Origin of the sequence: Ramlibacter pinisoli (assembly GCF_009758015.1) — a bacterium.
Taxonomy (GTDB): domain Bacteria; phylum Pseudomonadota; class Gammaproteobacteria; order Burkholderiales; family Burkholderiaceae_C; genus Ramlibacter; species Ramlibacter pinisoli.
This window is the reverse complement of sequence record NZ_WSEL01000006.1, coordinates 26,405-51,079: the sequence shown is the minus strand read 5'-3', so window position 1 is coordinate 51,079 and position 24,675 is coordinate 26,405. Positions and strand designations below refer to the sequence as shown.

Sequence of the window (24,675 nt, the reverse complement as noted above, 5' to 3'; positions counted from 1 at the left end):
TTGGATTTCGCCTATCCGCGCCCGCAATTGCAGCGGGCCCAATGGACCTGCCTGAACGGACCCTGGCGCTTCTGCTGGGACGACGACGAGACGTATCGCCGTCCCGAGGACATCAGCCGCTGGACGCACCAGATCACGGTGCCGTTTCCGCCCGAGGCAAAGGCCAGCGGCATCGGCGACCAGGGCTTCCACAAGGTGTGCTGGTACCAGCGCGACATCGACGTCAAGCCGGGCAAGGACCGCGTGATGCTGCGCTTCGGCGCCGTCGACTACGCGGCCCGCGTGTGGGTCAACGGCCGCCTGTGCGCCATCCACGAAGGCGGCCACACGCCGTTCTTCGCCGACATCACCGACATGCTGGAGCCCTCGGGCCGGCAGGTGGTCACGCTGCGGGCCGAGGACGACCCGCACGAGCTGACCAAGCCGCGCGGCAAGCAGGACTGGCAGCTCGAGCCGCACTCGATCTGGTACCCGCGCACCACCGGCATCTGGCAGACCGTGTGGCTGGAGCGCGTGCCGCGCACCTATGTCGACAAGGTGCGCTGGACGCCGCGCGTGGAGGGCTTCCAGATCGGCTTCGAGGTGCGCATCCAGGGCGACCCGGCCGACGACCTGGCGGTCGAGATCCAGCTGTCGCACGGCGAGCGGCTGCTGGCGCGCGACCGCTACCAGGTGGTGGAGGGCGAGGTCGACCGCTTCATCGTGCTGTCCGACCCCGGCATCGACGACTTCCGCAACGAGCTGCTGTGGAGCCCCGAGCGGCCGACCCTGCTGGACGCGCGCGTGCGGCTGCTGCGCGGCAACGAGGTCATCGACGAATTCAGCTCCTACACCGCGCTGCGCTCGGTGCACATCCTGCGCGACCGGCTGATGCTCAATGGCCGGCCCTACGTGCTGCGGCTGGTGCTCGACCAGGGCTACTGGCCCGACACGCTGCTGGCGGCGCCCGGCGACGACGCGCTGCGGCGCGACGTCGAGCTGGCCAAGGCGATGGGCTTCAACGGCGTGCGCAAGCACCAGAAGATCGAGGACCCGCGCTACCTGTACTGGGCCGACCGGCTGGGGCTGCTGGTGTGGGAGGAGATGCCCTCGGCCTACCGCTTCACGCGCACCGCCATCCGGCGCATCGTGCGCGAGTGGACCGAGGCGATCGACCGCGACTACAGCCACCCCTGCATCATCACCTGGGTGCCGTTCAACGAGTCCTGGGGCGTGCCGGAGCTGACCGCGGTGCGCGAGCAGCGCCACGCGGTGGAGGCGCTGTACCACCTGACCAAGACGCTGGACGTCACGCGGCCTGTGATCGGCAACGACGGCTGGGAATCCAGCGCCACCGACATCATCGGCATCCACGACTACGACGCCAATACCGAGCACATCCGCCAGCGCTACGGCGCCGAGATCCCGCCCGAGCAGCTGTTCGACCGCCGCCGGCCGGGCGGGCGCGTGCTGACGCTGGACGGCTATCCGCACCGCGGCCAGCCCATCATGCTGACCGAGTTCGGCGGCATCGCGTTCCAGGCCCACAGCGAGCCGGGGGCGCGCAAGATCTGGGGCTACAACCGGGCCGAGAACGAGGAGGAGTTCGCCCAGCTGTACGAGCAGCTGCTCGACACCATCATCCACACCGCCCTGTTCAGCGGCTTCTGCTACACCCAGTTCGCCGACACCTACCAGGAGGCCAACGGCCTGCTGAACGCCGACCGCACGCCCAAGATCCCGCTCGAGCGGATCCGGGCGGCGACCACCACGTCGCGCACCTGGATCCCCGGAGCCCTGTGATGCACCGCCTGGAGCTCACCAAGCCGGACGGGCGGCGCCTGACGCTGTACGGGCGCCAGCCGCTCGATGCCGGGCTGCGGGCGCCCAGCCCGTTCGCCGAGCCGCTGAACGCCGCGCCGCACCTGCGCTGGCATCCGCTGCGCGGCGAGTGGGTGACCTACGCGGCCTACCGCCAGGGCCGCACCTTCCTGCCGCCGCCCGAGTACAACCCGCTGGCGCCGACCGTGAGCGCCGACAACCCGACCGAGGTGCCGGCCGGCGCCTGGGACATCGCGGTGTTCGACAACCGCTTTCCCTCGCTCGGCCTGCCGCCGGGGGGCGGCGAGCCGCCGCCGGCGCTGGCGGTGCCGACCGCGCCGGCCGCCGGCCAGTGCGAGGTGGTGGTGTTCACCCAGGACCCGCAGGGCGCGCTCGGGCGGCTGCCGCTGGACCACCTCGAACTGCTGCTGCAGGTGTGGGGCGAGCGCACCGAACGGCTGGGCGCGCGGCCCGACATCCGCTACGTGCTGCCGTTCGAGAACCGCGGCGCCGAGGTCGGCGTGACGCTGCACCATCCGCACGGCCAGATCTACGCCTACCCGGTGGTGCCGCCGGTGCCGGCGCGCATGGCGCAGGTGGCGGCCGAGCACCATGCGGCACACGGGCGCGGGCCGCTGGAGATGCTGGTCGAGTCCGAACGCGCCGGCGGCGAGCGGGTGGTCTATGCCGGCCCGCACGCCATCGCCTTCGTGCCGCCGTGCGCGCGCTACCCGTACGAGGTCTGGATCACGACGCTGCGCCCGGTGCCCGGCTTCGCCCAGCTCGAGCCGGCCGAGCGGGCCGACCTGGCGCGGGCCCTCAAGACCGTGCTGCTCAAGTACGACGGCCTGTGGCAGCGGCCGTTCCCCTACCTGATGGCGTGGTACCAGGCGCCCACCGACGGCGCTGCGCACCCCGGCATGCAGCTGCACGCCGAGATCTGGCCGCCGTACCGCACGCGCGACCGCCTGAAGTACCTGGCCGGCACCGAGCTGGCGGCCGGGTTCTACGCCATGGACGCCTTGCCGGAAGACAAGGCGCGCGAGTTGCAGCTAGTGGAGGTCACGCCATGACCCGCACGGCCGAGCCGGCGGCGCATGGCATTGCAGCCCATCGGGCGGAGGTGTTCCCATGAGCCATCTTGCGTTTGAAGCCGAAGTCGCCGCCCGCGCCGAGCATCCGCGCTCGGGGTGCTGCGCGCACGAGTTCGAGCAGACCTTCCACGCCCTGCCCGAGGCCGAGGCCAGCGCGCCCGGCCGGGTCAACCTGCTGGGCGAGCACACCGACTACAACGACGGCTTCGTGCTGCCGGTGGCGATCCCGCAGCGCACCCGGGTGTCGATGCGGCCGAACGGCCACTCGCACTTCCGCCTGTGCGCGGCCGAGCTCGACCGCCTGGTGGAGTTCTCGCTGCACGAGCCCCCGCAGGACCACTTCGCCAGCTACGTCTACGGCTGCCTGCGGCTGGCACAGGAAGCCCAGGGCGCGGCGATCGCGCCGCTGGACATCCACGTGGCCTCCGACGTGCCGATCGGCGTCGGCCTGTCCTCCAGCGCCGCGCTGGAGGTGGCCGTGCTGCGCTGCCTGCGCGAGCTGCTCGGCCTGGACATGGACGACGTGCGCATCGCGCAGCTGGCCCAGCAGGCCGAGATCCAGGATGCCGGCGTGCGCTGCGGCATCATGGACCAGATGGCCTCCAGCCTGGCCGGCACCGACCGCGCGCTGCTGCTGGACACCCGCTCGCTGGAGCGCCGTCCGGTGGCCCTGCCGGTGGGCAGCGCGGTGCTGGTGCTCGACTCCGGGGTGGCGCGCACCCTGGCCGGCAGCGGCTACAACCAGCGCCGCGCCGAGTGCGAGCAGGCGGCGCGGCTGCTCGGGGTGGGCTCGCTGCGCGACGTCGAGGGCCCGCAGCAGCTGGCCGGCCTGCCCGAGCTGCTGCAGCGGCGCGCCCGCCACGTGGTGACCGAGAACGCCCGCGTGCTGCAGGCGGTCGACTGCCGCGACGCGCGCGCCTTCGGCGCCCTGATGAACGCCTCCCACGCCAGCCTGCGCGACGACTACGAGGTGTCCACGCCCGAGCTGGACCTGCTGGTCGAGCTGCTGCAGGGGGAACCGGCGGTGTACGGCGCGCGTCTCACCGGTGCCGGCTTCGGTGGTGCCTGCGTCGCGTTGTGCGAGGCGGGCGCGGAACGGCAGGTGGCCCTGGCCGTGCTCGCGCGCTATCGTGCGGGTGGGCAGGAAGGCCGGCTGCTGGTGCCCGCCGGTTGAGGAGAAACGTCATGAACCCGTCGGTCCACCCCCTGCGCTGGGCCGCGCTGGCCGCCCTGCTGGCGGCCGCCGGACCGGTCGCCGCCCAGGTCACCTCGGTCGAGCCGTTCGGCGGCCGGCCGTTCGGCGCCCCGCCGGGCACGCCGCCGCCCACTGCCGTCATTCCGCAGGCACCGGTGATGGTGCCCCAGCAGCCCGTCTACGTGATGCCCCCGCAACCGATGGCGGCGCCGCCGGTGCAGCAGGCACCGCCGCAGCTGGCGCCGCCGCCCCCACCGATGGTGCAGGCCCCGGCCCCGCTGCCGCCGCCGGCTCCGGCGCCGCCGCCGGCGGCCGTGGTCGGCGCGCCGGCGCAGCAGCAGGCCGTGCCGCCCAACGGCACCGGCACGGCGCGCGGCGGCGGGGCCCTGCCGCCGGCACCGTCGTCCATGGGCGCGGGCGCCCGGCCCGTCCCGCCGACGCCCACGGCGGCAGCGGCGCAGTCCGCGGCCTCCCAGCAGGCGGCGCGCGGCCTGCCGCCCGAAGCGCCCAAGGTGGTGATCAGCGGCGGTGTCTGGTCGAAGGACCCGGCCCGGCGCCGGCTGATCGTCAACGGCCAGCCGGTGCGCGAAGGCGCCGACCTGGGCGAGGGACTGGTGCTGACCGAGGTGCGGCAGGACAGCGCGGTGCTGGACTTCCGCGGCTCCCGCTACAGCGTCTGGTTCTGAGCGGCCGCGCCGGCCCTCAGGCGGTCCCCTCGGCCTCGACCTCGTCGAGGTAGCGCAGCAGCCCCTCCTCCAGGGTCGGCATCACGGCGCCGCGCGCGCTGTCCAGCGCCGAGTAGCGCGGCCGGCAGGCCACCTGGCCCAGCTCGGCGCCGCTGCGCCCCTGCACCAGCGCGCGGTCGAGGCCGGCCGCCTCGGCCGCCATCTGCGCCAGTTCCAGCCAGCTGACGGCGCCGCGGTTGGCCAGGTGCCACAGGCCGTGCTCGCCGTCGACCAGCAGGTCGAGCGAGGTGCGCACCAGGTCCGGCACGTAGGTGGGCGACACCCACTGGTCGTGCGCGGCCGGCCAGGGCTGGCCGCGCCGCAGCGCCGCCAGCGCCTGGGTGACGAAGTTGTGCCGGTCCCAGGGGCCGAAGAAGGCCGCGGTGCGCACGACCAGCGACTGCGGCGCAACCGCCAGCATGCGGTGCTCGGCCTCGGCCTTGGTGCGTCCGTAGGCGCACAGCGGCGCCGTGGGGTCGGTCTCGACGTAGGGCCGGTCAAGGCTGCCGTCGAACACCAGGTCGGACGAGAAGCTCACCAGCCGGATGCCGCGCCGTGCGCAGGCCTTGGCCAGCACCACCGGTCCGTCGACGTTCTCGCGCCAGTTGCGCGGGTCGCTCTCGGCGTCGTCCACCCGGACGTAGCCGGCGGCGTTGACCACCGCCCAGGGCTGCCAGCGCTCCAGCGCCGCGGCCACCGACGCCGGGTCGGCGATGTCCATGTCCTGGCGCGTGAGCAGCTTGTACGGCAGGCCGCGGATGTCGCACAGGCGCGCGTAGGCGCGGCCCAGGGTGCCGGTGGCGCCGGTGATCAGCAGCGGCTGGCCGAGGACGGCCAGCGACTCCAGCTCGCCATGGTGCGGGTACGCCAGCCGCAGTTCGCGCTGCCACCAGCCCGGCCCTTCCAGCACCGGGTGGCTGGGCGGCAGGCCGTGGCCCAGTTCATGGGCCAGGCGCACCAGCGCGGTCGGCCGCGGCGCGCCGCCGCCGCGCACGTCCCACAGGCCCGGTTCGTAGTGGCCGCGCTCCTGCGTGACCAGGCTGTCCCAGTCGCAGCTGCCGAACGTGGCCCAGACCGTGACGGCGCGGATGTCCAGGCCCTGGTCCTGCAGGTCCTGGGCCGCCTTCCAGGCCTGGTGCAGCCAGCGCAGCTGCTCCTCGCGCGTGCAGCCCAGGTGCACCTCGGTGATGGCGACCGGCAGCCGGTAGCGCTCGCTGGCCTCGCGCAGGCGCGCCGCGAAGCCGCCGATGTGGGCGCCGTGCACGCGGGCGGTCTCGATGTCGGCGTAGCGGTCGCGGCCGTTGCCGCCATGCAGGTGCTCGGGGTAGAGCGCGAGGCGGTCGTCCAGGAAGCGCTCGCTGGTGATGTACGAGTTGATGCCGACGATGGACGGTGGGCAGGGCGCGTCGACCAGCGCCAGCAGTTCCCCGGCCGCGGCCCCGTTGGCGCACAGGTAGTCCCACAGCGGGTGGTGGCGGTCGACCCGGCCGCACAGCAGGTCGTAGCCGAGCCAGCGCCGCTGGTTGTCGAAGTCGGCCTGGTACTGCAGCCGCGGGGTGGCGACGGTGGTGTAGCCCAGGTCGTCGGTCTGCACCAGCTCGGCGGCCGGGTTGACGGCGCGGATCGCGCGCATGGCCTGCACCGTGCCCTGCACCTGGCCCAGCAGGCAGCGCACGAAGCTGCGGTCGTCGCGCCCGTGCGGGTACCAGGCGCCGTACAGGCCGGCGAAGCGGGCCGTGGTGAGCGGCTCGTTGACCGGCGTGTAGGCCGGCAGGTCCGGGTAGCGGCGCGCGACCGCGCCGGCATAGTCGGCCAGCAGCTGCGGGAAGCGCGGATCGACCAGGCTGGTGTGCGGCGGCCCGCTGCCGTGGTGCACCAGGCCGGCGATCGGCTGCACGCCCAGCTCGCGCAGGCGCGCCAGCCGCGCATCCGGCCAGCGCCAGTCGGCCTGGTCGGGGCCGTCGGGGGCGGTGCGCTCCCAGAGCAGCGGCAAGCGCAGGCGCGTGATGCCCAGGCCGGCCAGCCGGTCCAGGTCGTCCAGCCGGCGCTCGAAGCCGCTGGCGCGCAGCTGGTCGAGGTAGCGGTCGCCGACGCGGTTGACGGTGCACTCGGGCCCGGCCCAGAGCTCGAGGCGGTCGCTGCGGCGTCCCATCGTCTCAGGCGCCCCTCGCGTGCTGCACGGCGTGCAGGGCCTGCTCGGCCTCGGCGGCGGCATGCCGCTCCTGCAGCCGCTTGAACGCGGTGAGGGCCTGCGCCACCACCTGGTCCATGTTGTAGTACTTGTAGGTCGCCAGCCGGCCGACGAAGGTGACGTTCGCCATCGCGTCGGCCTCGGCCTCGTACTTGCGGTACAGCGCGGCGTTCTCGGCCTTGGGCACCGGGTAGTAGGGGTCGCCGTCGGCGCGCGGGTACTCGTACACCACCGAGGTGGTGGGATGCTCCTGCCCGGTGATGTGCTTGAACTCGCTGATGCGCGTGTAGCCGTAGTCGTTCGGGTAGTTCACCGTCCCCACCTGCTGGAACCGGTCCTGCTTCAGGTTGACGTGGCGGAACTCCAGGCTGCGGTAGGGAAGCTTGCCGTGCTTGAAGTGGAAGAAGGCGTCGATCGGCCCCGTGTACACCATGTGCTGCCAGGGCAGCAGGTCGACCACGTCGCGGTAGTCGGTGTTGAGCATCACGTGGATGTTCGGGTGGTCCAGCATCTTCTCGAACATGCGGGTGTAGCCGTGCAGCGGCATGGCCTGGAAGCTGTCGGTGAAGTAGCGGCCGTCGCGGTTGGTGCGGGTGGGCACGCGGGCGGTCACGCTGGCATCGAGCTCCGAGGGGTCCAGGCCCCACTGCTTGCGCGTGTAGCCGCGGAAGAACTTGTTGTACAGCTCGCGGCCGACCTTGTTGACCACCACGTCCTCCGACGTCTTCACCGGGTCGACCTTCTCGGCCACCGAGGCGAAGAACTTCTCCAGCTCGAAGCTGGTGAGGTTCAGCCCGTACAACCGGTTGACGGTGTCGAGGTTGATCGGGATCGGCAGCAGCTGGCCGTCGACGCTGGCCAGCACGTGGTGCTGGTACGGCCGCCAGTCGGTGAACTGCGACAGGTAGTCGAACACCGACTCCGAGTTGGTGTGGAAGATGTGCGGCCCGTACGGATGGATGAGAACGCCGGCGTCGTCGTGGCGGTCGTAGGCATTGCCGCCGATGTGGGGCCGCTTGTCGATGACCAGCACCCGCTGGTTCAGGACCCGGGCCAGCCGTTCGGCCAGCACGCTGCCGGCGAAGCCGGCACCGACGATGAGGTAGTCGAACCCCCGCCGGCCCGGCACGGCCGCCGTGATGGCCGACTGGAACACTTCACTGGCTTTGTCCAATTGCAATTCCCTCTGGGTTGGTGGCGGGCAGGCTGCTGCCCTCCTGCCGTCGAGGAGGCAATCGGCACGCCCGTGGGGTGTGACGAGCTTAGGGACGCGGGGCGTCGTGGCGTGTGGGGAAATCGGCCTGCACGGGTGTCGGTCTGGTCGGACACGCTGCGGCGCAGCAAAGGTCGGGTGGCACAGCATTGGTGCGCGGACGAGGCGCTGATGCCGCATCCGTCTCGGGGCCGCGGACCGGTCCTGACCAGGTTCCGGAGATGGATGGCGGGTCGAGCCCGCCATGACGGTGGTGGGGTGGAGGCCAGACGCGGCCTGCCACCAACGATGCAGACGCGTCCTGTCACCAACGATGTCGTCATGCCGGACTTGATCCGGCATCCATCCCCGACGTCATGCCTCGCCCGAACCGCCTTCCGGAGAATGGCGGATCCCGCCACGACGAGACGAGGCACAGGGCCGTCGTGCGCCCATCGATGCACCGGGCAGAGCGTGTGCACGCGGCAGGGGGTGTCTGGCGGGGGCGATTTGTGGGACGGCTGCCTCAGGCACGGCCGGGGCGGCGCGCGCGCCAGCGCGCATCGTGCACTGACTCCGGCTCCTTGTCTGAACGGAGAGTGCGTAGCACTCGCAGTGAGTTGGAGCCGGCAAGCCCCGGCCGGCGCTCGAGGCAGCGCAGTCGGAGCGAGCGAAGCGAAGCGGCGACCGGCCCACCATGAGCCCCTGCCAGGCGCCCCCTGCCGCGCACCCCCGATGCAGGTCCGGTCCAGGGCACCGCGGCTCGCCCCACCCGAGCGACGTAAGCCCGAGGCCACCGCCGCTGGCAGCGCACCCGAGCGACGTTTCGGCTCAGGCCACCGCCGCCCGCAGCGCCTGGTCGACGTCCCAGAGGATGTCGTCGATGTCCTCGATGCCCACCGACAGGCGCACCATGTCGGCACTCACGCCGGCGCGTTCCAGTTCGTCCTCGCTCAGCTGCCGGTGGGTGGTCGACGCCGGGTGGATCACCAGCGTCTTGGCATCGCCGATGTTGGCCAGGTGGCTGAGGAATTCGCAGGCGTCGATGAAGCGTTCGCCGGCCTTGGCCGGATCGGCGGCGCGGATGCCGAAGGTGAGGATGCCCGAGCAGCCGGGGCCGCCGTCGATGGCGCGGAACTGCCGGGCCGCCAGTGCGTGGTCGGGCGAGGACGCCAGGCCGGGATAGTTCACCCAGCCCACCAGCGGATGGTCGCTCAGGAACTGCGCCACCCGCAGCGCGTTGCGGCAGTGCGCCTGCATGCGCAGGTGCAGCGTCTCGATGCCCTGCAGGATCAGCCAGGCGTTGAGCGGCGAGAGGGAGCCGCCGAAGGTGCGGTTGATCTCCATGCGCGCCTTCATGGTGTAGCCGAAGTCGCCGAAGGTCTCGTGGAACTTCACCCCGTGGTAGGCCTTGCTCGGCTCCAGCATCTCGGGAAACTTCTCGCGCGCCGGCGAGGCGCTCCAGTCGAACTTGCCGGACTCCACCACCACGCCGGCCATGGTGGTGCCGTGGCCGCCCAGGTACTTGGTGGCGCTGTGCACCACGATGTCGGCGCCGAACGCGAACGGGTTGCACAGGTAGGGGCTGGCCACCGTGTTGTCGATCACCAGCGGCAGGCCGTGCTCGTGGGCGATGGCGGCCACCGGTTCGATGTCGAACACGTTCACGCGCGGGTTGCCCAGCGTCTCGCCGTACAGCGCCCGGGTGGTGGGCCGGATCGCGCGGCGGAAGTTGTCGGGGTCGCGCGGGTCGACGAAGGTGGTCTCGATGCCCAGGCGCGAGAAGCCGATGCCCAGCTGGCCGATGGTGCCGCCATAGAGCGTGGAGGCGGCGACGATGTGGTCGCCGGCCTTCAGGATGGCCAGCAGCGCGGTCATCTGGGCCGCCATGCCGGTGGCGCACGCCAGCGCGGCGCGGCCGCCCTCCAGCGCGGCGACGCGCTCCTCCAGCACCGCCACGGTGGGATTGCTGATGCGGCTGTAGACGTTGCCGAAGGTCTGCAGGTTGAACAGGCTGGCCGCGTGCTCGGCCGAATCGAACACGAAGCTGGTGGTCTGGTGGATCGGCGTCGCGCGGGCGCCGGTCACCGGGTCGGGGATGGCGCCGGCGTGGATGGCGCGGGTGCCGAAGCCGTAGTCGCGGTCTTGCGCCATGCGGGCCGTCAGTAGGGAAGTTGTTGCGGCCGCCGGGCCGAGATCACGCGGGTGTTGACGCCCGCCCAGTTGAGGCCGCCGAACAGGCGGGCATGCTCGATCTTCACGCAGCGGTCCAGCACCGCGTCCAGGCCGGCGGCCCGGACCCGGTCCGCCGCGGCCTCGTTGACCACCCCCAGCTGCTGCCACAGGCAGCGCGCGCCGACGGCGATGGCCTCCTCGGCCAGCGGCGGGATGTCCTCGCTGCGGCGGAAGCAGTCGACCATGTCGATCGTCACCCCCTGCGCGGCCAGCGCCTGGGCGGCGGCGGTGACGCTGGGATAGGCGCGTTCGCCCAGGATCTCGGTGGCGCCCGGGTTGACCGGCACGATGCGGTAGCCATGCGACTGCATGTACTTGGCCGCGAAATAGCTTGGCCGGTGCCACTGGGGCGACAGGCCCACCACCGCCAGCGTGCGGCAGGTACCCAGGATGCGGCGCAACTCGGCGATGGAACCCATGCGGCCAGTGTACGCAAGCCCCCGCGCCAGGCCCATCCGGGCCAGCCCGCTTGGCTGCCGTCCTACCCGCGCGGCGGCAGGCTCAGCCTAAGGTGGCCGGGTGAAACGACCCCTCGACGACCTGCGGGTCCGCCGGCGCCTGCTCCTGCAGGCGGCTGCGGCGGGCCTGGCCGTTCCCGCCCTGCCGGGCTGCCTGTGGCGGGAGAGCGAAGCCCGCACGCCCGCCGGCCCGGCCGTGATCGGCACCAACCTGTCGGGCATGGAATGGGCCCAGCCCGGCCTGCGCCGCAATGCCAGTTCGCTGCCCCACCTGCACTTCAGCGTGCCGCGCAAGGCCGAGGTCGCCTGGCTGGCGGCGCAGGGCTTCAAGCGCAACCGGCTGCCGTTCCAGTGGGAACTGCTGCAGCCGGTGCTGCCCGACAGCAAGCCCGGCGAGGCCGTGCGGGCGCTGGTGGGCAACCCGGGGGAGTTGCACGCCGGCTACGCCCAGTGGATCACCGACGTGCTCGACGCCCACGCGGCGGTGGGCGCGACCTGCATCCTCGACCTGCACAACTACGGCCGCTACCGCGACTTCCGCTACGGGCCCGACGGCAGCGTGCCCGGCCTGCAGCGGCCGACGCCGGCGCACCGCGCCTTCACCGAGGATCCGAACGCGACGCTCGACCGCATCTTCGCGCTGGCGCCCGGCGCCACCCTCACGCCGGCGCACCTGGCCGATGTCTGGACGCGGGCGGCACGGCGCTGGAAGGACCACCCGGGCCTGGCCGGCTACGGCCTGATGAACGAGCCGCACGACCTGCCGCGGCCCGGCCAGACCACCGCCAGCGAGGGCGGCGGCGAGGACCTGGCGATCTGGCCGGCGTTCGCCCGGGCGGCGGTGGAGGCGATCCGGCGCGTCGATGCCAAGGGGACGATCTACGTCGGCGGCAACGAGTGGAGCGCGGCCATGTCGCTGGCCGACCGCAACCCGGGCTTCCCGCTGGCCGGCGACAACCTGGTCTACGAGGTCCACCTGTACCTCGATGCCGCCAGCAGCGGCCATGCGTTCGACTACGAGACCGAGGTGCGCAAGGGCTTCAGCGCCGGCCTGGGCAAGCGCGCCATCGGGCCCGACACCGGCGTGCAGCGGCTCGACAAGGCGGTGCGCTGGGCCGACCAGCACGGCGTGCGGCTGGCCCTTACCGAGGTCGGCCTGCCTCCCGACGACGTGCGCTGGCAGGAGATGTTCCAGCGCACGGTGGCCTACGCGGTGCGCCACGGCGTCGAGGTGCAGACCTGGATGGCCGGCGACCACTGGCCGATCCGCGGCCATCCGCTCGGCCAGGCACCCGGCTGGTGGCAGGGCCGCACGGTGCCGGCGCCGGCGCTCGGCGTCGTGCAGCAGGCCGCCGGGCTGGCGCGCGCGGTGCTGGTCGACGAGGCGCCCGGTGCGGCCACGCCGGGCCAGCCGGTCACGGTGACGGTGCAGGCGCGCGGGGCGCTACAGGCGCCGCTGACCCTGACACTGACGCCTGACGAGGGCGTGCGGCTCGACCGCACCAGCATCACGCTGCCGGCCGGCGCCAACCCCAGCGCCAGCTACACCGCCCGGCCGGCCGCGGACCGGGTCGGGACGGTGCGCTACAGCGGCCCGGCCGAGCCGGCGGTGCCGCCGCCGCGCGCCTTCTACGCCCTGCAGGATCCGCTGGCGCTGGCCGACCGGCGCCTGGCCGATGCCGGGCGGGCGCTGCTGGCGCGCTGGAGCGCCTGCCAGTGGCTGCTGGCCGACGCCTGGACCGACTACCTGCAGGGCGCGCCGGCGCGCGACGGCCAGCCGGTGCGCGCGGTCGCCGACTCGGGCTTCGGCTCCAGCCTGGCGAACACGATGGAGATGCTGGTGGCGCTCAACACCGACAGCGCGACCTTCGGCACCCTGGCGCTGCCGGTGCTGCGCACCGTCGACGGCCGCCGCTGCAGCGACCATGGGGGCGAGGACGTGGCCGGCTTCTGGTGCCGCAAGGCCACGCCCGAGCCGGGCGTGCAGCCGAATCCGCGTGCCCGCGTCCCCTACGACCTGCAGGACGAGCACTTCGCCATCGCGGTGATCGCCACCCCGGGCGCCGCCCACACCGGCGTGGTGTTCCAGGCCTCCAGGGCCGAGGACGGCCAGCTGAGCGAGATCGCGCTGGTGGAGGGGCGGCCGCAGGCACGCTTTGTCGACGCCCGCGGGCAGCAGGTCACCCTGGCCAGCCCGCGCGCCATCGAGCCGGGCCGCCCGGTGGTGCTGACGCTGGCCAGCGCGCAGGGCGCCCAGGTGCTGCGGGTCGATGGCGAGCCGGTGGCACGCGCCGGCGCGACCTTCGCGCCCAGCGTGTTCACCCAGCTGCTGATCGCCTGGGGCTTCGTGCGCTACTTCCCGCGCGCGGGCTTTCGCGGCCAGGTGTTCGCGGTGGCCGCCGGCAAGGGCCGGCCGGCCGAGGCCGAACTGGCCGTGCTCGAGCGCTACCTGCGCGCGCCCGCGGCCTGACCGTCAGGGCGTCGTTCGCGCGCCCAGCGACCGGTCGAGCGCGGCGCGCGCCAGCAGGCGGGTGGAGTCCAGCAGCGGCAGCGGCGCGTTGCCGTCGTGCAGCGCCAGCGGCAGCTCGGTGCAGGCGAGGGCGACGGCGTCGCAGCCGGTTGCGCGCAGGCGGGCGATGACGCCGACCAGCTGCGCCGTGGAGGCGGGCCGCACCGTGCCGGGCACCAGCTCGTCCATGATGATGCGGTCGACCAGCGCACGATCGGCGTCGGACGGCCGCACCGCTTCGATGCCGCGCGCCCCCAGCGCCTGCGGGTAGACCTCGCTGCGCACCAGCCAGGCGGTGCCCAGCACGCCGACGCGCCGCAGGCCCCGCTGCCCGGCGGCCTGCGCCACCACCTGCGCGATGTGCAGCCAGGGCAGCGGACTGCGCGGCGCGACCAGGTCCCAGGCCTGGTGGATGGTGTTGTCGGGGCAGACCAGGAAGTCGGCGCCGGCGGCCGCGAGCTTGCGGGCCGACGCCAGCATCAGGTCGGCCACGCCCTGGCGATCACCGGCGTCCAGGCAGCGGATGTAGTCGGCCAGCGAGGGCGTGTGCAGCGACACCTCGGGATGCGCATGCCCGCCCAGGCGCGCCGCGCCCTCGGCGCAGATGGTGCGAAAGCACAGGGCCGCACCTTCCGCGCTGCAGCCGACGATGCCGATGTGCAGGGGCACCGGTGGCGTCATGCCGCCTGCCGCGCTTGCACCAGCCGCCGCAGGCAGTCGGCCTGCCAGGCGTGCTCGGGCTCGAAGGACGCCGGGTCCTGGACGGCATAGCGGCCGTAGGCATAGACGGCCGCATAGGCGGCGTAGTCGGCCGCTTCCAGGGCGTGGCCGGCCAGGGCCCGGGCCAGCGCGTGGGTGGCCGACACCGCCGAATGCCCGCTGCCGTCGAGCGAGGGCGAGCCGCGGTGGCCGCGCGCGACGGCGGCGGCCTCGGCCGCGAGGGCCGGCGGCACGGCGGCGCCGGCCTGCACCGCGCCGCGCAGGGCGTCCAGGAGGGCGAGGGCGCGCGGCTCCTCCAGCAGGTGGCGCACCCGCTCGACGCAGGCCAGGCCGAAGGCGAGCTGCAGCGCCGGGTCGCGTTCCAGGCCGGCGTCGGCGGCCAGTTGCCGCAACACCCCGTGCTGCACGACCCGTTCAGCCCTTGTACTTGATGGAGCAGCCGTACGGCCGCGAGACGGCGGTGGTGAGCGGCTTGCCCGCCAGCGCCTCGTCGAGGCCGACGCGCACGTAGTTGGTGGCCTTGCGGATGTCGTCCGGGTTGCTCGACGGGATGCTGTCGATGCCGCCCGCATAGACCAGCCGGCCCTGCGGGTCGACGATGTACAGGTGCGGCGTGGTGCGGGCGCCGTAGGCCTTGCCGGCCACGCCGTCCTCGTCCATCAGCAGGGCGGTGGAAGCAGCCTGGCGCTCCTTCTGCCAGGCCACCAGCTGGGCCGGTTCGCGCCAGTCGTAGCTGGCGCGCTCGGTGGAGTTGATCGACAGCCAGACCACGCCGCGGCCGGTGGCGTAGCGCTGGGTGGCCGGCATGTTGCCGCTGTCGTAGTGCTTGCGCACGTAGGGGCAGCCGGGGTTGGTCCACTCCAGCACCACGTGCTGGCCGCGGAAGTCGGCCAGCCGCACCGGCTTGCCGCTGGTGTCGCGCAGCTCGAAGTCGGGCGCCGGCGTGCCGACCGCCGGTGCCGCGCGGGCGCCGGTGGCGAGCAGCAGGGACGAGGCGACCAGCAGGGTACGGCGCAGCAGCATGGCGAGGCTCCTTGGCGTGGATCAGAGGCCGGCGGCAGCTTGGCGGACTTCGTCCACCCCCAACAGCTCGGACAGCACCACCGGCGGGCTGCCCTTGCGATAGAACACGTAGACCGGCACGCCGCTGCGGCCCAGGGCGCCCAGGGCAGCGGTGATGGCGGGGTCGCGGCGGGTCCAGTCGGCGCGCAGCAGGGCCACGTTGCGCTGCTTCAGGTCGGCCAGCACGCCGGCATGGGTGAGCGTGGTCTTCTTGTTGACCTGGCAGGTGACGCACCAGGCCGCCGTGAAGTCGACGAACACCGGCTGGCCGGCGGCCACCAGCTGCTCGACCCGGGCCTGCGACCAGGGCTGCCAGTCACCTTCGGCGCGGGCGGCCTGGGCCGGCGGCAGCTGGGTCAGCTGCGGGCCCAGCGTCCAGGCCAGCGCCGCCAGCGCCGCCACCGCGACGGCGGCCAGCGCGCCACGGGCCCGCCCGCGCAGGGTGAGGGTCCACACCAGCAGGCTCAGGGCCACAAGCAGCACCAGCAGGGCGCCGGCGCCGTCGATGCCGCTCTGCTGGCCCAGCACCCACACCAGCCAGGCGACGGTGGCGAACATCGGGAACGCCATCAGCTTGCGGAACACGTCCATCCAGGCGCCGGGCCGCGGCAGCAGGCGGGCGACGGCGGGCACGCTGCTGGCCAGCAGGTAGGGCAGGGCCATGCCCAGGCCCAGGCAGGCGAACACCAGCAGCGCCTGCGCCGCCGGCAGGGTGACCGCGAGCCCGAGCGAGGCGCCCATGAACGGCGCCGTGCAGGGCGAGGCGACGGCCACCGCCAGCACGCCCGACAGGAAGGCGTTGCCGACCGGGTGGCGCACTTCCAGCGAGGCCACCGCCGAGGGCAGCAGCGAGCCGACCTCGAACAGGCCGGCGAGGTTGAGTGCGATGAGCGTGAACAGCGCGGCCAGCGCCGCCACCACGAGGGGGGACTGCAGCTGGAAGCCCCAGCCGAGCTGCTCGCCGGCGGCGCGCAGGCCCAGCACCAGCGCCCCGAGGGCGAGGAAGGAGACCACCACGCCGGCCGTGTAGGCCCATCCCGCCACCCGGTGCCGCCGCCGGTCGTGGGCGTGGGCGGCGAAGCCCACCACCTTGATCGCCAGGATGGGGAACACGCAGGGCATCAGGTTCAGCACCACGCCGCCCAGCAGGGCGCCGACCAGCGCCGCCAGCAGGCCGATGCCGGGCCCGGACGGTCGCGCCGCACCGGTCGCGGCGCTGTTGGCGCGCAACGCCTCCTGCAGCGCCGGCGAGACGGCGGCGGGAGCGGCAATGGCCGGCCAGGCGCCCAGCACCTGCAGCTCGGTGCGCCAGCCCTGGCGGCCCGCCGCCAGCACCACCGGCAGCGGTTGCGGGCTGGCACTGCGCTGCGCCGACAGCGGCACCCGGGCGGTCCAGACGGCGCCGTTCCAGGCCTGGGACCAGGTGCCGGCGGTCTCGATCACCTCGGCGGTCTCGGGGAAGAACTCGAGCTGCTGGCCGCGCGCCTCGACCGGCAGGCCCTGCACCCGCAGCTCGAGCGCCTGGCCGTCGATGGTGGCGGTGCTGCGCGGGATGATCCCGCCCGGGTCCTTCAGCAGCGGCCGCGGGCGGGCGGCGAAGGCGGCCTCGAAGGCCTGGCGGTGCAGCGCGGTCGATCCCTTGGCGGGCAGCTTGAGCGTGAACTCGCCCTGCTCGGGAATGCACTCCTGGCGGCAGACCAGCCAGTCGGCGCGCAGCTTGACCTCGACGTCCGACCCGAACAGCGGACCCTGGAACGACGGCGCGACGGCCAGCGGCACCGGCAGCAGCACCGTGTCCTCGTAGCCGTAGTTGGCCAGGGTGCCGATCGGGATCTTCTTGGGCAACGGCCAGTCGATGGGGCCGGCCGTGACGCCCGCCGGCAGCGTCCACTGCAGCTGGGTGGGCAGGCCCGAATCGCCCGAGTTCTTCCAGTAGGTGTGCCAGCCGGGCTGGTGCGCCAGCTGCAGGCCGACCCAGACCGGCTTGCCGGGCGCAAGCCCGTCGGGCGCGTAGGCCAGCAGTTCGGCGTGCACCCGCTCGGTGGTGACGACGGTGCCGCCGGCGGCGCCCTGCGCCCAGGCGGCCAGGCCGAGGGTGAACAGCCAGGCGGCGAGGAGCAGGCGCGGCAGCCGGTGCAGCAGGGTGGGCATGGGATGTGTCCGAGCTCGGCGGTCGGGCGAAGTTCCGCCGCTCAGGCGAAACCCAGCACCACCCGTCGGGTGGTGGCCGACTTCTTCTCGATCCTGGTCACCACCACCGCGCCGATCTCGGCCGTGTTGGCCACGTGGGTGCCGCCGCAGGGCTGGAAGTCGATCAGTTCCTCGCCCAGGCGCTCGGCGTCCGCTGCCGCGGTGCCGATCCGGATGGTGCGGATGCGACCGGTGCCGCGCGGCGGCTGCACCGACATGCTCTTGACCAGCGCCGGGTTGGCGTCGAGCTCGGCGTCGGTGATGGCGCCGACGGTGACCGGGTGCGCGGCCGCCACCAGGCGCGCGATGCCGGCGCTGAGCTGCTCCTTGTCGAGCGCGTCGGTCATGTTGAAGTCCAGGCGGGCGTAGTCGGGCGTGATCGAGCAGCCATTGACCAGCTGCGGCACCAGATGGCACAGCAGGTGGGTGGTGGTGTGGAAGCGCATCAGCTTGTGGCGCCGCTCCCAGTCGATCTGCGCCGTGACGCGCTGGCCCGGCTGCACCGACGCCAGCAGGGCTTCCTGGCCGGGCGCCGGCACGTGCCAGATGGCACTGGTGGGCTGGCCCTGCTCGTCCTTGCCCTTGCGGGTGTCGGCCACCGCCAGCCGGCTGCCGTCCTCGAACACCAGCACCCCGCTGTCGCCGGCCTGGCCGCCGCCGAGCGGATAGAACACCGTCCGGTCGAGCACGACACCGTGCTCGGTGACCGACAGCACGGTGGCTTCGCAGGCGCGCAGGTAGCCGTCGTCACGGAAGAGGTCTTGGGTCATCGCCCTATTGTCGCCAGCGCGGCGGCGCCCTGCCAGCCGGGGTTCGCACGCCCTTGCGTGGCAGCGGATTGCGCCGCTGGCCTACAACCCGGGCCGCGCCGGCGCCCATGATCGGGCCATGGCCATTTCCCGCCTTCTGTTGTCGGCCCTCGCCGCCGCCGGCGTCGTGGCCGCCTGCGCCTCCGCCTCGACCGACGACCGCATCGGCGTCGGGCCCAGCCCGCGCCTGCCGGCCCCCGAGACCTCGCTGCTGCCCACGGTGGAGATCGCTCCGGCCGAGGGCTGGCCGGCCGGCACGCTGCCGCGGCCGGCGCCGGGCTACGGCGTCACGCCGTTCGCTACCGGCCTGGACCACCCGCGCTGGCTGCTGGTGCTGCCCAATGGCGACGTGCTGGTGGCCGAGAGCAACGCCCCGCCCAAGCCGGAGGACGGCAAGGGCCTCAAGGGCGCGGCCATGAAGCTGGTGATGAAGCGCGCCGGCGCCGGCGTGCCCAGCGCCAACCGGCTCACGCTGCTGCGCGATGCCGACGGCGACGGCGTTGCCGAGACCCGCAGCGTGTTCGCCGAGGGCCTGGACTCGCCCTTCGGCATGGCCCTGGTGGGCAACGAGCTGTTCGTGGCCAACGCCGATGCGGTGGTGAAGCTGCCGTACCGCACCGGCGACCTGCGTGCCGCCGGCCCGCCGGTCCGGGTGACTGACCTGCCGGGCGGCCCGATCAACCACCACTGGACCAAGAACCTGATTGCCAGTGCCGACGGCGGCCGCCTGTACGTGACCGTGGGCTCCAACAGCAACGTGGCCGAGAACGGCCTGGAGGCCGAGGAGGGCCGCGCCGCGATCTGGGAGGTCGACCGCGCCAGCGGCCGCAAGCGCCTGTATGCCAGCGGCCTGCGCAACCCGAACGGCCTGGCCTGGGAGCCGCAGACCCGGGCCCTGTGGACGGTGGTCAACGAGCGCGACGAACTGGGCAACGACCTGGTGCCCGACTACCTCACCAGCGTGCGCGACGGCGCCTTCTACGGCTGGCCCTGGAGCTACTGGGGCAGCCATGTCGACACCCGCGTGCAGCCGGCCCGCCCCGAGATGGTGGCGCGGGCGGTGGCGCCCGACTTCGGCCTCGGCTCGCACCACGCGCCGCTCGGCCTGGCCTTCGCCGACGGCCGCCAGCCGGCCCCGTTCGCCGCCGGCGCCTTCATCGGCGAGCACGGCTCCTGGAACCGCAAGCCGCGCGTGGGCTACCGGGTCAGCTTCGTGCCGTTCGCCGGCGGCAAGCCGTCGGGGCCGCCGGTCGACTTCCTCACCGGCTTCGTCAGCCCGGATGGCAAGGCCTGGGGCCGGCCGGTCGGCGTGGCGATCGACAAGGCCGGCGGCGTGCTGGTAGCCGACGATGTCGGCAATGCGGTGTGGCGGGTGGCGGCGGGACGCCGGTGACAGGCGGACACCGCCCTGAGTCGGCCTCCTACCCGGGCAGCGGCAGTGCCGTCTTGTAGCGCACCTGCTTCAGCGCGAAGCTCGAGCGGATCTTCTCGATGCCCGGGATGGGCGTCAGCTGCTCCAGGATGAAGCGCTCCAGCGCCGCGATGTCGGCCACCGCGACGCGGATCAGGTAGTCGCTGTCGCCGGTCATCAGGTAGCACTCCATCACCTCGTCGTGCTCGGCGATGCGGCGCTCGAAGCCGGCCAGCGACTCGCGCGACTGCTCCTTCAGGCTGATGTTGATGAACACCGACAGGCCCAGGCCGACCGCCTTGGGGTCGGCCAGGGCGACGTACTGGCGGATCACGCCGGCCGCTTCCAGCGCCTTGACGCGCGCCAGGCAGGGCGAGGGCGACAGGTGGACGCGCCGCGCCAGCTCGACGTTGGTGAGTGAGCCGTCGTCCTGCAATTCGCGCAGGATGCGCAGGTCGATCGCGTCCAGTTGCATGATCTGCCGAGGATAGCCGACTCGGCAGGAGAAGATGCTGGCCCGGCGCGCAAGTGGGCCACATTCGACACACCATCCCGCGCCGGCGCGCCTACAGTGGCGCGCATGACAGACCACAGCCTGCACCGCTTCCTGCTCGCGCCCGGCGCCGACAGCGACCCCGCCGAGACGGCCGAATGGCGTGACGCCCTGGCGGCGCTGGTGGCCAACGAAGGCCCGGCCCGTGCCCGCTTCATCCTCGACCAGCTGGCCGTCCAGGCCCGCACGCCCCAGGTGGCCTGGTCGCCCGAGCTGGTGACGCCGTACGTCAACAGCATCGCGGTGGAGCAGCAGCCGCCCTTCCCGGGCGACCTGGCGATCGAGGAGCGGCTGGCCTCGCTGATGCGCTGGAACGCGCTGGCGATGGTGGCCAAGGCCAATGCCGCCTACGGCGAGCTGGGCGGCCACATCGCCAGCTACGCCAGCGCGGCCGACCTGTTCGAGGTCGGCTTCCACCACTTCTTCCAGGCCCGCAACGACAAGCAGGGCGGCGACCTGGTGTTCTTCCAGCCGCACAGCGCCCCGGGCGTCTATGCGCGCGCCTTCCTGGAAGGGCGGCTGACCGCCGACGACCTGGCGCACTACCGCCAGGAGATCAGCGCGCCGCAGGCCGGCGCCCGCGGGCTGTCGAGCTACCCGCACCCCTGGCTGATGCCGGACTTCTGGCAGTTCCCGACCGGCTCCATGGGCATCGGGCCGATCAGCTCGATCTACCACGCGCGCTTCATGCGCTACCTCACGCACCGGCAGCTGCTCGATTGCGCCGGCCGCAAGGTCTGGGGCGTGTTCGGCGACGGCGAGATGGACGAGCCCGAGAGCATGAGCGCGCTGACGCTGGCCTCGCGCGAGAAGCTGGACAACCTGGTGTGGGTGGTCAACTGCAACCTGCAGCGCCTGGACGGCCCGGTGCGCGGCAACGGCCGCATCGTCGACGAGCTCGAGAAGCTGTTCCGCGGCGCCGGCTGGCACGTGATCAAGCTGCTGTGGGGCAGCGACTGGGACGGCCTGTTCGCCCGCGACACCGGCGGCGCGCTGGTGCAGGCCTTCGCCCACACCGTCGACGGCCAGATGCAGACCTTCGCCGCCAAGGACGGCCGCTTCAACCGCGACACCTTCTTCGGCCAGAACGAGGCCCTGGCGCGGCTCGCACAGGGCATGACCGACGAACAGATCGACCGCCTCAAGCGCGGCGGCCACGACCTGGTGAAGATCCACGCGGCCTACCACGCGGCCGCCCGCCATGCCGGCCAGCCGGTGGTGGTGCTGGCCCACACCAAGAAGGGCTACGGCATGGGCACGGCCGGCCAGGGCCGCATGACCACCCACAGCCAGAAGAAGCTGGACGAGGCGGCGCTGCTGCAGTTCCGCAACCGTTTCAACCTGCCGATCTCGGACGAGCAGGCCCGGAACCTGGACTTCTACAAGCCGGCCGAGGACAGCGCCGAGATGCGCTACCTGCACGCGCGCCGCCAGGCGCTGGGCGGCTACATGCCGCGGCGCGAATCGGCGGCGCCCCAGCTGCCGGTGCCGGCGCTGGCCGGCTACGCCCAGTTCGCGCTGCAGGCCGGCGGCAAGGAGATGTCGACCACCATGGCCTTCGTGCGCCTGCTGGGCAATCTGCTGAAGGACCGCGCGCTGGGACCGCGCATCGTGCCCATCGTGGCCGACGAGGCGCGCACCTTCGGCATGGCCAACCTGTTCAAGCAGGTCGGCATCTATTCCAGCGTGGGGCAGAAGTACGAGCCGGAGGACATCGGCTCGGTGCTGTCGTACCGCGAGGCGCTGGACGGCCAGATCCTGGAGGAGGGCATCAGCGAGGCCGGCGCCATCGCCAGCTGGACCGCCGCGGCCACCAGCTACAGCGTGCACGGCGTGCCCATGCTGCCGTTCTACATCTACTACTCGATGTTCGGCTTCCAGCGCGTGGGCGACGCGATCTGGGCGGCGGCCGACCAGCGTGCGCGCGGCTTCCTGCTCGGCGCCACCTCGGGCCGCACCACGCTGGGCGGCGAGGGGCTGCAGCACCAGGACGGCAGCAGCCACCTGGTGGCGGCCACCATCCCCAACTGCAGGGCCTACGACCCGGCCTTCGCCGGCGAGCTGGCGGTGCTGGTCGACCACGGCATGCGCGAGATGCTGGTGGAGCAGCAGGACGTCTTCTACTACCTGACCCTGATGAACGAGAACTACGCCCAGCCCGACCTGCCGGCCGGGGCGGAGCAGGGCGTGGTGCGGGGCGGCTACCGCTTCGCCAGCTACGGCGAGGGCGCGCCGCAGCTGACGCTGATGGGGTCGGGCGCCATCCTCACCGAGGTGATCGAGGCGGCGCGGCAACTGGCCGCCGAGGGCATCGCCAGCGAGGTGGTCAGCGTCACCAGCTGGAGCGAGCTGGCCCGCGACGGGCTGGCCTGCGAGCAGCGCAGCCTGGGCGGCGAACCCGGTGCGACGCCCTGGCTGCACGAGCTGCTGGCCGGCCCGGCGCTGCCGGTGGTGGCGGCCACCGACTACGTGCGCGCGGTGCCGGAAGCGATCCGCGCCTTCCTGCCGGCCGGGCGCAGCTACCGCACCCTGGGCACCGACGGCTTCGGCCGCAGCGACACCCGGGCGGCCTTGCGCGGCTGGTTCGGCGTCGACGCGGCGCACGTGGTGCAGGCGGCCCGGCACGCGCTGCGTGGATGAAACCGGCCCCCGATTTCGTTGATGCCGTTGGAGCCCGGGTGACCGCCTGGTCCCGGCCCGCTCACGTCCGTTCCCCAACCCAGAGGAAAACTCGATGCAACGCAAGCTTCTCGCCCTGGTGATCGCCGCGTCCGGCTGCGGCGCCCTGCCGGTGGCGGCCCAGCCCGCCCCCGAAGTGACGCTGACGCGCCTGGACTGCGGCAACGGCTTCAACGACCAGCGGCGCTTCAGCGACACCTTCGCCTACACCGAGCCCAAGGTGCCGTTCACCTTCAGCTGCTACGTCATCAAGCACGGGGACGATTACATGGTCTGGGACACCGGCTACCTGCCGGGGTCCAACCCGAACGCGCCCACCGTGTCCCTGGCCGACCAGCTGGGGCAGCTCAAGATCAGGCCGGAGCAGGTGAAGTACGTCGGCATCAGCCACTTCCACGCCGACCACACCGGCCAGCTCGGCGCGCTGCCGGGCGCGACGCTGCTCATCGGCGACCGTGAGTGGGCCGCCCTCACCGCGCCCAAGCCGATGGCCGGTGCCAACGTCGATGCGTTCAAGCCCTGGATCAGCGGCGGCGCCAAGGTCGAACCGCAGGCGGCCGACAAGGACGTGTTCGGCGACGGCACCGTGACCATCCTGCGCACCCCGGGCCACACGCCCGGCCACCAGGCGCTGCTGGTGCGGCTGAAGGACAAGGGCCCGGTCATCCTGGTGGGCGACGCGGCGCATTTCCACGAGAACTACCAGAACAACGGCGTGCCCAGCTTCAACTACGACCGGGCCGAGACGCTGGCCTCGCTCGAGCGCCTCAAGCAGATCGAGAAGAACCTCAAGGCCACGGTCATCATCCAGCACGACCCGCGCGACATCGGCAAGCTGCCGGCGTTCCCGGTCGCCGCCCGCTAGGCAACACCAGCCGCCGCGCGGACATCCCGGCGCGGCGGCCCCACCGCCATGGACCTGCTCCAGCCCCTGCGCACCGTCGACGCCGGCGTGCTCTCGGTCGCCTACCACGAGGCCGGCCCGGTCGACGGGCCGGCCGTCGTCCTGCTGCACGGCTTCCCGTACGACATCCACGCCTATGCGCAGGTGGTGCCGCCGCTGGTGCAGGCCGGTTGCCGCGTCGTCGTGCCCTACCTGCGCGGCTATGGTGCCACCCGCTTCCTGCATGCCGACACGCCGCGCTCGGGCGAGCAGGCCGCCCTGGGCGCCGACCTGCTGGCGCTGCTGGACGCGCTGGCGGTGCCGCGCGCGGTGCTGGCCGGCTACGACTGGGGCGGGCGCGCCTGCTGCGTGGTCGCGGCGCTGTGGCCGCAGCGCTGCGCCGGACTGGTCTCGCTCAACAGCTACAACATCTTCGACCACGCGCGCGCCCTGGAGCCGGACACGCCGGAGAACGAGCGCCGGCTCTGGTACCAGTACTACTTCCATTCCGAGCGCGGCCGCGAGGGGCTGCGGCGCGACCGGCGCGGCATCGCCCGGCTGCTGTGGCAGACCTGGTCGCCGACCTGGGCCTTCGACGACGCCACCTTCGAGCGCTCGGCGGCCGCCTTCGACCACCCCGACTTCGTCGACGTGGTCATCCACTCCTACCGGCACCGCTACAACCTGGTCGCCGGCGACCCGGCCTATGCCGAGATCGAGCGCCGCCTGGCCGCGCTGCCGCCGATCGGCGTGCCCGCGATCACCTTCGACGGCGCCGACGACGGCGTGCGCCCGCCGGCACCGGCGGCGGCGCAGGCCCTCCGCTTCAGCGGCCGCCGCGAGCACCGCGTCGTGCCGGGGGTCGGGCACAACCTGCCGCAGGAGGCGCCGGGCGCGTTCGCGCAGGCGGTGCTCGAGCTGGTGCGGTCGGGCTGAGGCGGCCGTCGGGGCGAACTACCATTGGCGCCC

19 protein-coding genes are annotated in these 24,675 nt (G+C 73.1%); 9 read left to right on the top strand and 10 right to left on the bottom strand.

Going from position 1 to position 24,675, the window contains the following annotated elements; genetic code table 11:
• Genes GON04_RS13355 through GON04_RS13340 form a run of 4 tightly spaced genes read left to right on the top strand, consistent with a single transcriptional unit; the run spans position 1 to position 4,775 of the window.
• Complete coding sequence (locus GON04_RS13355) at positions 1-1,782, top strand: glycoside hydrolase family 2 protein (protein WP_157398568.1); 1,782 nt, start codon at positions 1-3, stop codon at positions 1,780-1,782.
• A complete protein-coding gene (gene galT, locus GON04_RS13350) occupies positions 1,782-2,873 on the top strand; it encodes a galactose-1-phosphate uridylyltransferase (RefSeq protein ID WP_157398567.1) in 1,092 nt (363 codons plus the stop codon). Before GON04_RS13355 ends, galT begins: the two co-directional genes overlap by 1 nt.
• 58 nt (positions 2,874-2,931) lie before the next feature.
• The gene (gene galK, locus GON04_RS13345; protein WP_157398566.1) at positions 2,932-4,068 is read left to right on the top strand and encodes a galactokinase; all 1,137 of its coding nucleotides are present in this window, start codon (positions 2,932-2,934) and stop codon (positions 4,066-4,068) included.
• 11 nt (positions 4,069-4,079) lie between these two features.
• The gene (locus GON04_RS13340) at positions 4,080-4,775 is read left to right on the top strand and encodes a general secretion pathway protein GspB (RefSeq protein ID WP_157398565.1); all 696 of its coding nucleotides are present in this window, start codon (positions 4,080-4,082) and stop codon (positions 4,773-4,775) included.
• Between the two features lie 16 nt (positions 4,776-4,791).
• Here GON04_RS13340 and GON04_RS13335 read toward each other — a convergent pair whose 3' ends face one another.
• The 4 genes from GON04_RS13335 to GON04_RS13320 form a co-directional block, all read right to left on the bottom strand.
• Positions 4,792-6,966 carry a sugar nucleotide-binding protein gene (locus GON04_RS13335; protein ID WP_157398564.1) on the bottom strand — a complete coding sequence of 725 codons (2,175 nt, stop codon included), beginning with the start codon at positions 6,964-6,966 and terminating at the stop codon, positions 4,792-4,794.
• A 4-nt stretch (positions 6,967-6,970) separates the two neighbouring features.
• On the bottom strand, positions 6,971-8,134 hold the full coding sequence (gene glf / locus GON04_RS13330) for a UDP-galactopyranose mutase (RefSeq protein WP_338050969.1): 1,164 nt from the start codon (positions 8,132-8,134) through the stop codon (positions 6,971-6,973).
• 894 nt (positions 8,135-9,028) lie between these two features.
• On the bottom strand, positions 9,029-10,351 hold the full coding sequence (locus GON04_RS13325) for an O-acetylhomoserine aminocarboxypropyltransferase/cysteine synthase family protein (protein ID WP_157398562.1): 1,323 nt from the start codon (positions 10,349-10,351) through the stop codon (positions 9,029-9,031).
• An 8-nt stretch (positions 10,352-10,359) separates the two neighbouring features.
• Entirely contained in the window at positions 10,360-10,851 is a 492-nt protein-coding gene (locus GON04_RS13320) for a CoA-binding protein (protein ID WP_157398561.1), read from the bottom strand.
• A 100-nt stretch (positions 10,852-10,951) separates the two neighbouring features.
• Here GON04_RS13320 and GON04_RS13315 point away from each other — a divergent pair, with 100 nt between their 5' ends.
• Entirely contained in the window at positions 10,952-13,360 is a 2,409-nt protein-coding gene (locus tag GON04_RS13315) for a glycoside hydrolase family 5 protein (RefSeq protein ID WP_338050963.1), read from the top strand.
• A gap of 3 nt (positions 13,361-13,363) precedes the next feature.
• On the opposite strand, the gene GON04_RS13310 is transcribed toward GON04_RS13315, so the two are convergent.
• Genes GON04_RS13310 through GON04_RS13290 form a run of 5 tightly spaced genes read right to left on the bottom strand, consistent with a single transcriptional unit; the run spans position 13,364 to position 18,141 of the window.
• On the bottom strand, positions 13,364-14,080 hold the full coding sequence (locus GON04_RS13310) for an aspartate/glutamate racemase family protein (RefSeq protein ID WP_157398560.1): 717 nt from the start codon (positions 14,078-14,080) through the stop codon (positions 13,364-13,366).
• Complete coding sequence (locus tag GON04_RS13305) at positions 14,077-14,511, bottom strand: hypothetical protein (protein WP_157398709.1); 435 nt, start codon at positions 14,509-14,511, stop codon at positions 14,077-14,079. Before GON04_RS13305 ends, GON04_RS13310 begins: the two co-directional genes overlap by 4 nt.
• Before the next feature lie 22 nt (positions 14,512-14,533).
• Entirely contained in the window at positions 14,534-15,142 is a 609-nt protein-coding gene (locus GON04_RS13300; RefSeq protein ID WP_157398559.1) for a thioredoxin family protein, read from the bottom strand.
• Between the two features lie 21 nt (positions 15,143-15,163).
• Positions 15,164-17,332 carry a protein-disulfide reductase DsbD family protein gene (locus GON04_RS13295; RefSeq protein WP_157398558.1) on the bottom strand — a complete coding sequence of 723 codons (2,169 nt, stop codon included), beginning with the start codon at positions 17,330-17,332 and terminating at the stop codon, positions 15,164-15,166.
• 41 nt (positions 17,333-17,373) lie between these two features.
• Positions 17,374-18,141 carry an alanyl-tRNA editing protein gene (locus GON04_RS13290; RefSeq protein ID WP_157398557.1) on the bottom strand — a complete coding sequence of 256 codons (768 nt, stop codon included), beginning with the start codon at positions 18,139-18,141 and terminating at the stop codon, positions 17,374-17,376.
• A 118-nt stretch (positions 18,142-18,259) separates the two neighbouring features.
• Here GON04_RS13290 and GON04_RS13285 point away from each other — a divergent pair, with 118 nt between their 5' ends.
• Complete coding sequence (locus GON04_RS13285) at positions 18,260-19,573, top strand: PQQ-dependent sugar dehydrogenase (RefSeq protein WP_157398556.1); 1,314 nt, start codon at positions 18,260-18,262, stop codon at positions 19,571-19,573.
• Positions 19,574-19,601: 28 nt separating this feature from the next.
• Here the strand turns inward: GON04_RS13285 and GON04_RS13280 are convergent, their stop codons facing one another.
• Positions 19,602-20,066: an Lrp/AsnC family transcriptional regulator gene (locus tag GON04_RS13280; RefSeq protein WP_157398555.1), complete on the bottom strand. Its 465-nt coding sequence runs from the start codon at positions 20,064-20,066 to the stop codon at positions 19,602-19,604.
• A gap of 105 nt (positions 20,067-20,171) precedes the next feature.
• Here GON04_RS13280 and mdeB point away from each other — a divergent pair, with 105 nt between their 5' ends.
• From mdeB to GON04_RS13265, 3 genes are all read left to right on the top strand, one after another.
• Positions 20,172-22,784, top strand: coding sequence for an alpha-ketoglutarate dehydrogenase (gene mdeB / locus GON04_RS13275; RefSeq protein ID WP_157398554.1), 2,613 nt, complete (start codon positions 20,172-20,174; stop codon positions 22,782-22,784).
• 94 nt (positions 22,785-22,878) lie between these two features.
• The gene (locus tag GON04_RS13270) at positions 22,879-23,688 is read left to right on the top strand and encodes an N-acyl homoserine lactonase family protein (protein WP_157398553.1); all 810 of its coding nucleotides are present in this window, start codon (positions 22,879-22,881) and stop codon (positions 23,686-23,688) included.
• Positions 23,689-23,736: 48 nt separating this feature from the next.
• Positions 23,737-24,642 (top strand): alpha/beta fold hydrolase, encoded by a 906-nt coding sequence (locus tag GON04_RS13265; protein ID WP_157398552.1) that lies wholly within the window; start codon positions 23,737-23,739, stop codon positions 24,640-24,642.
• The last annotated feature ends 33 nt before the right edge of the window (positions 24,643-24,675 follow it).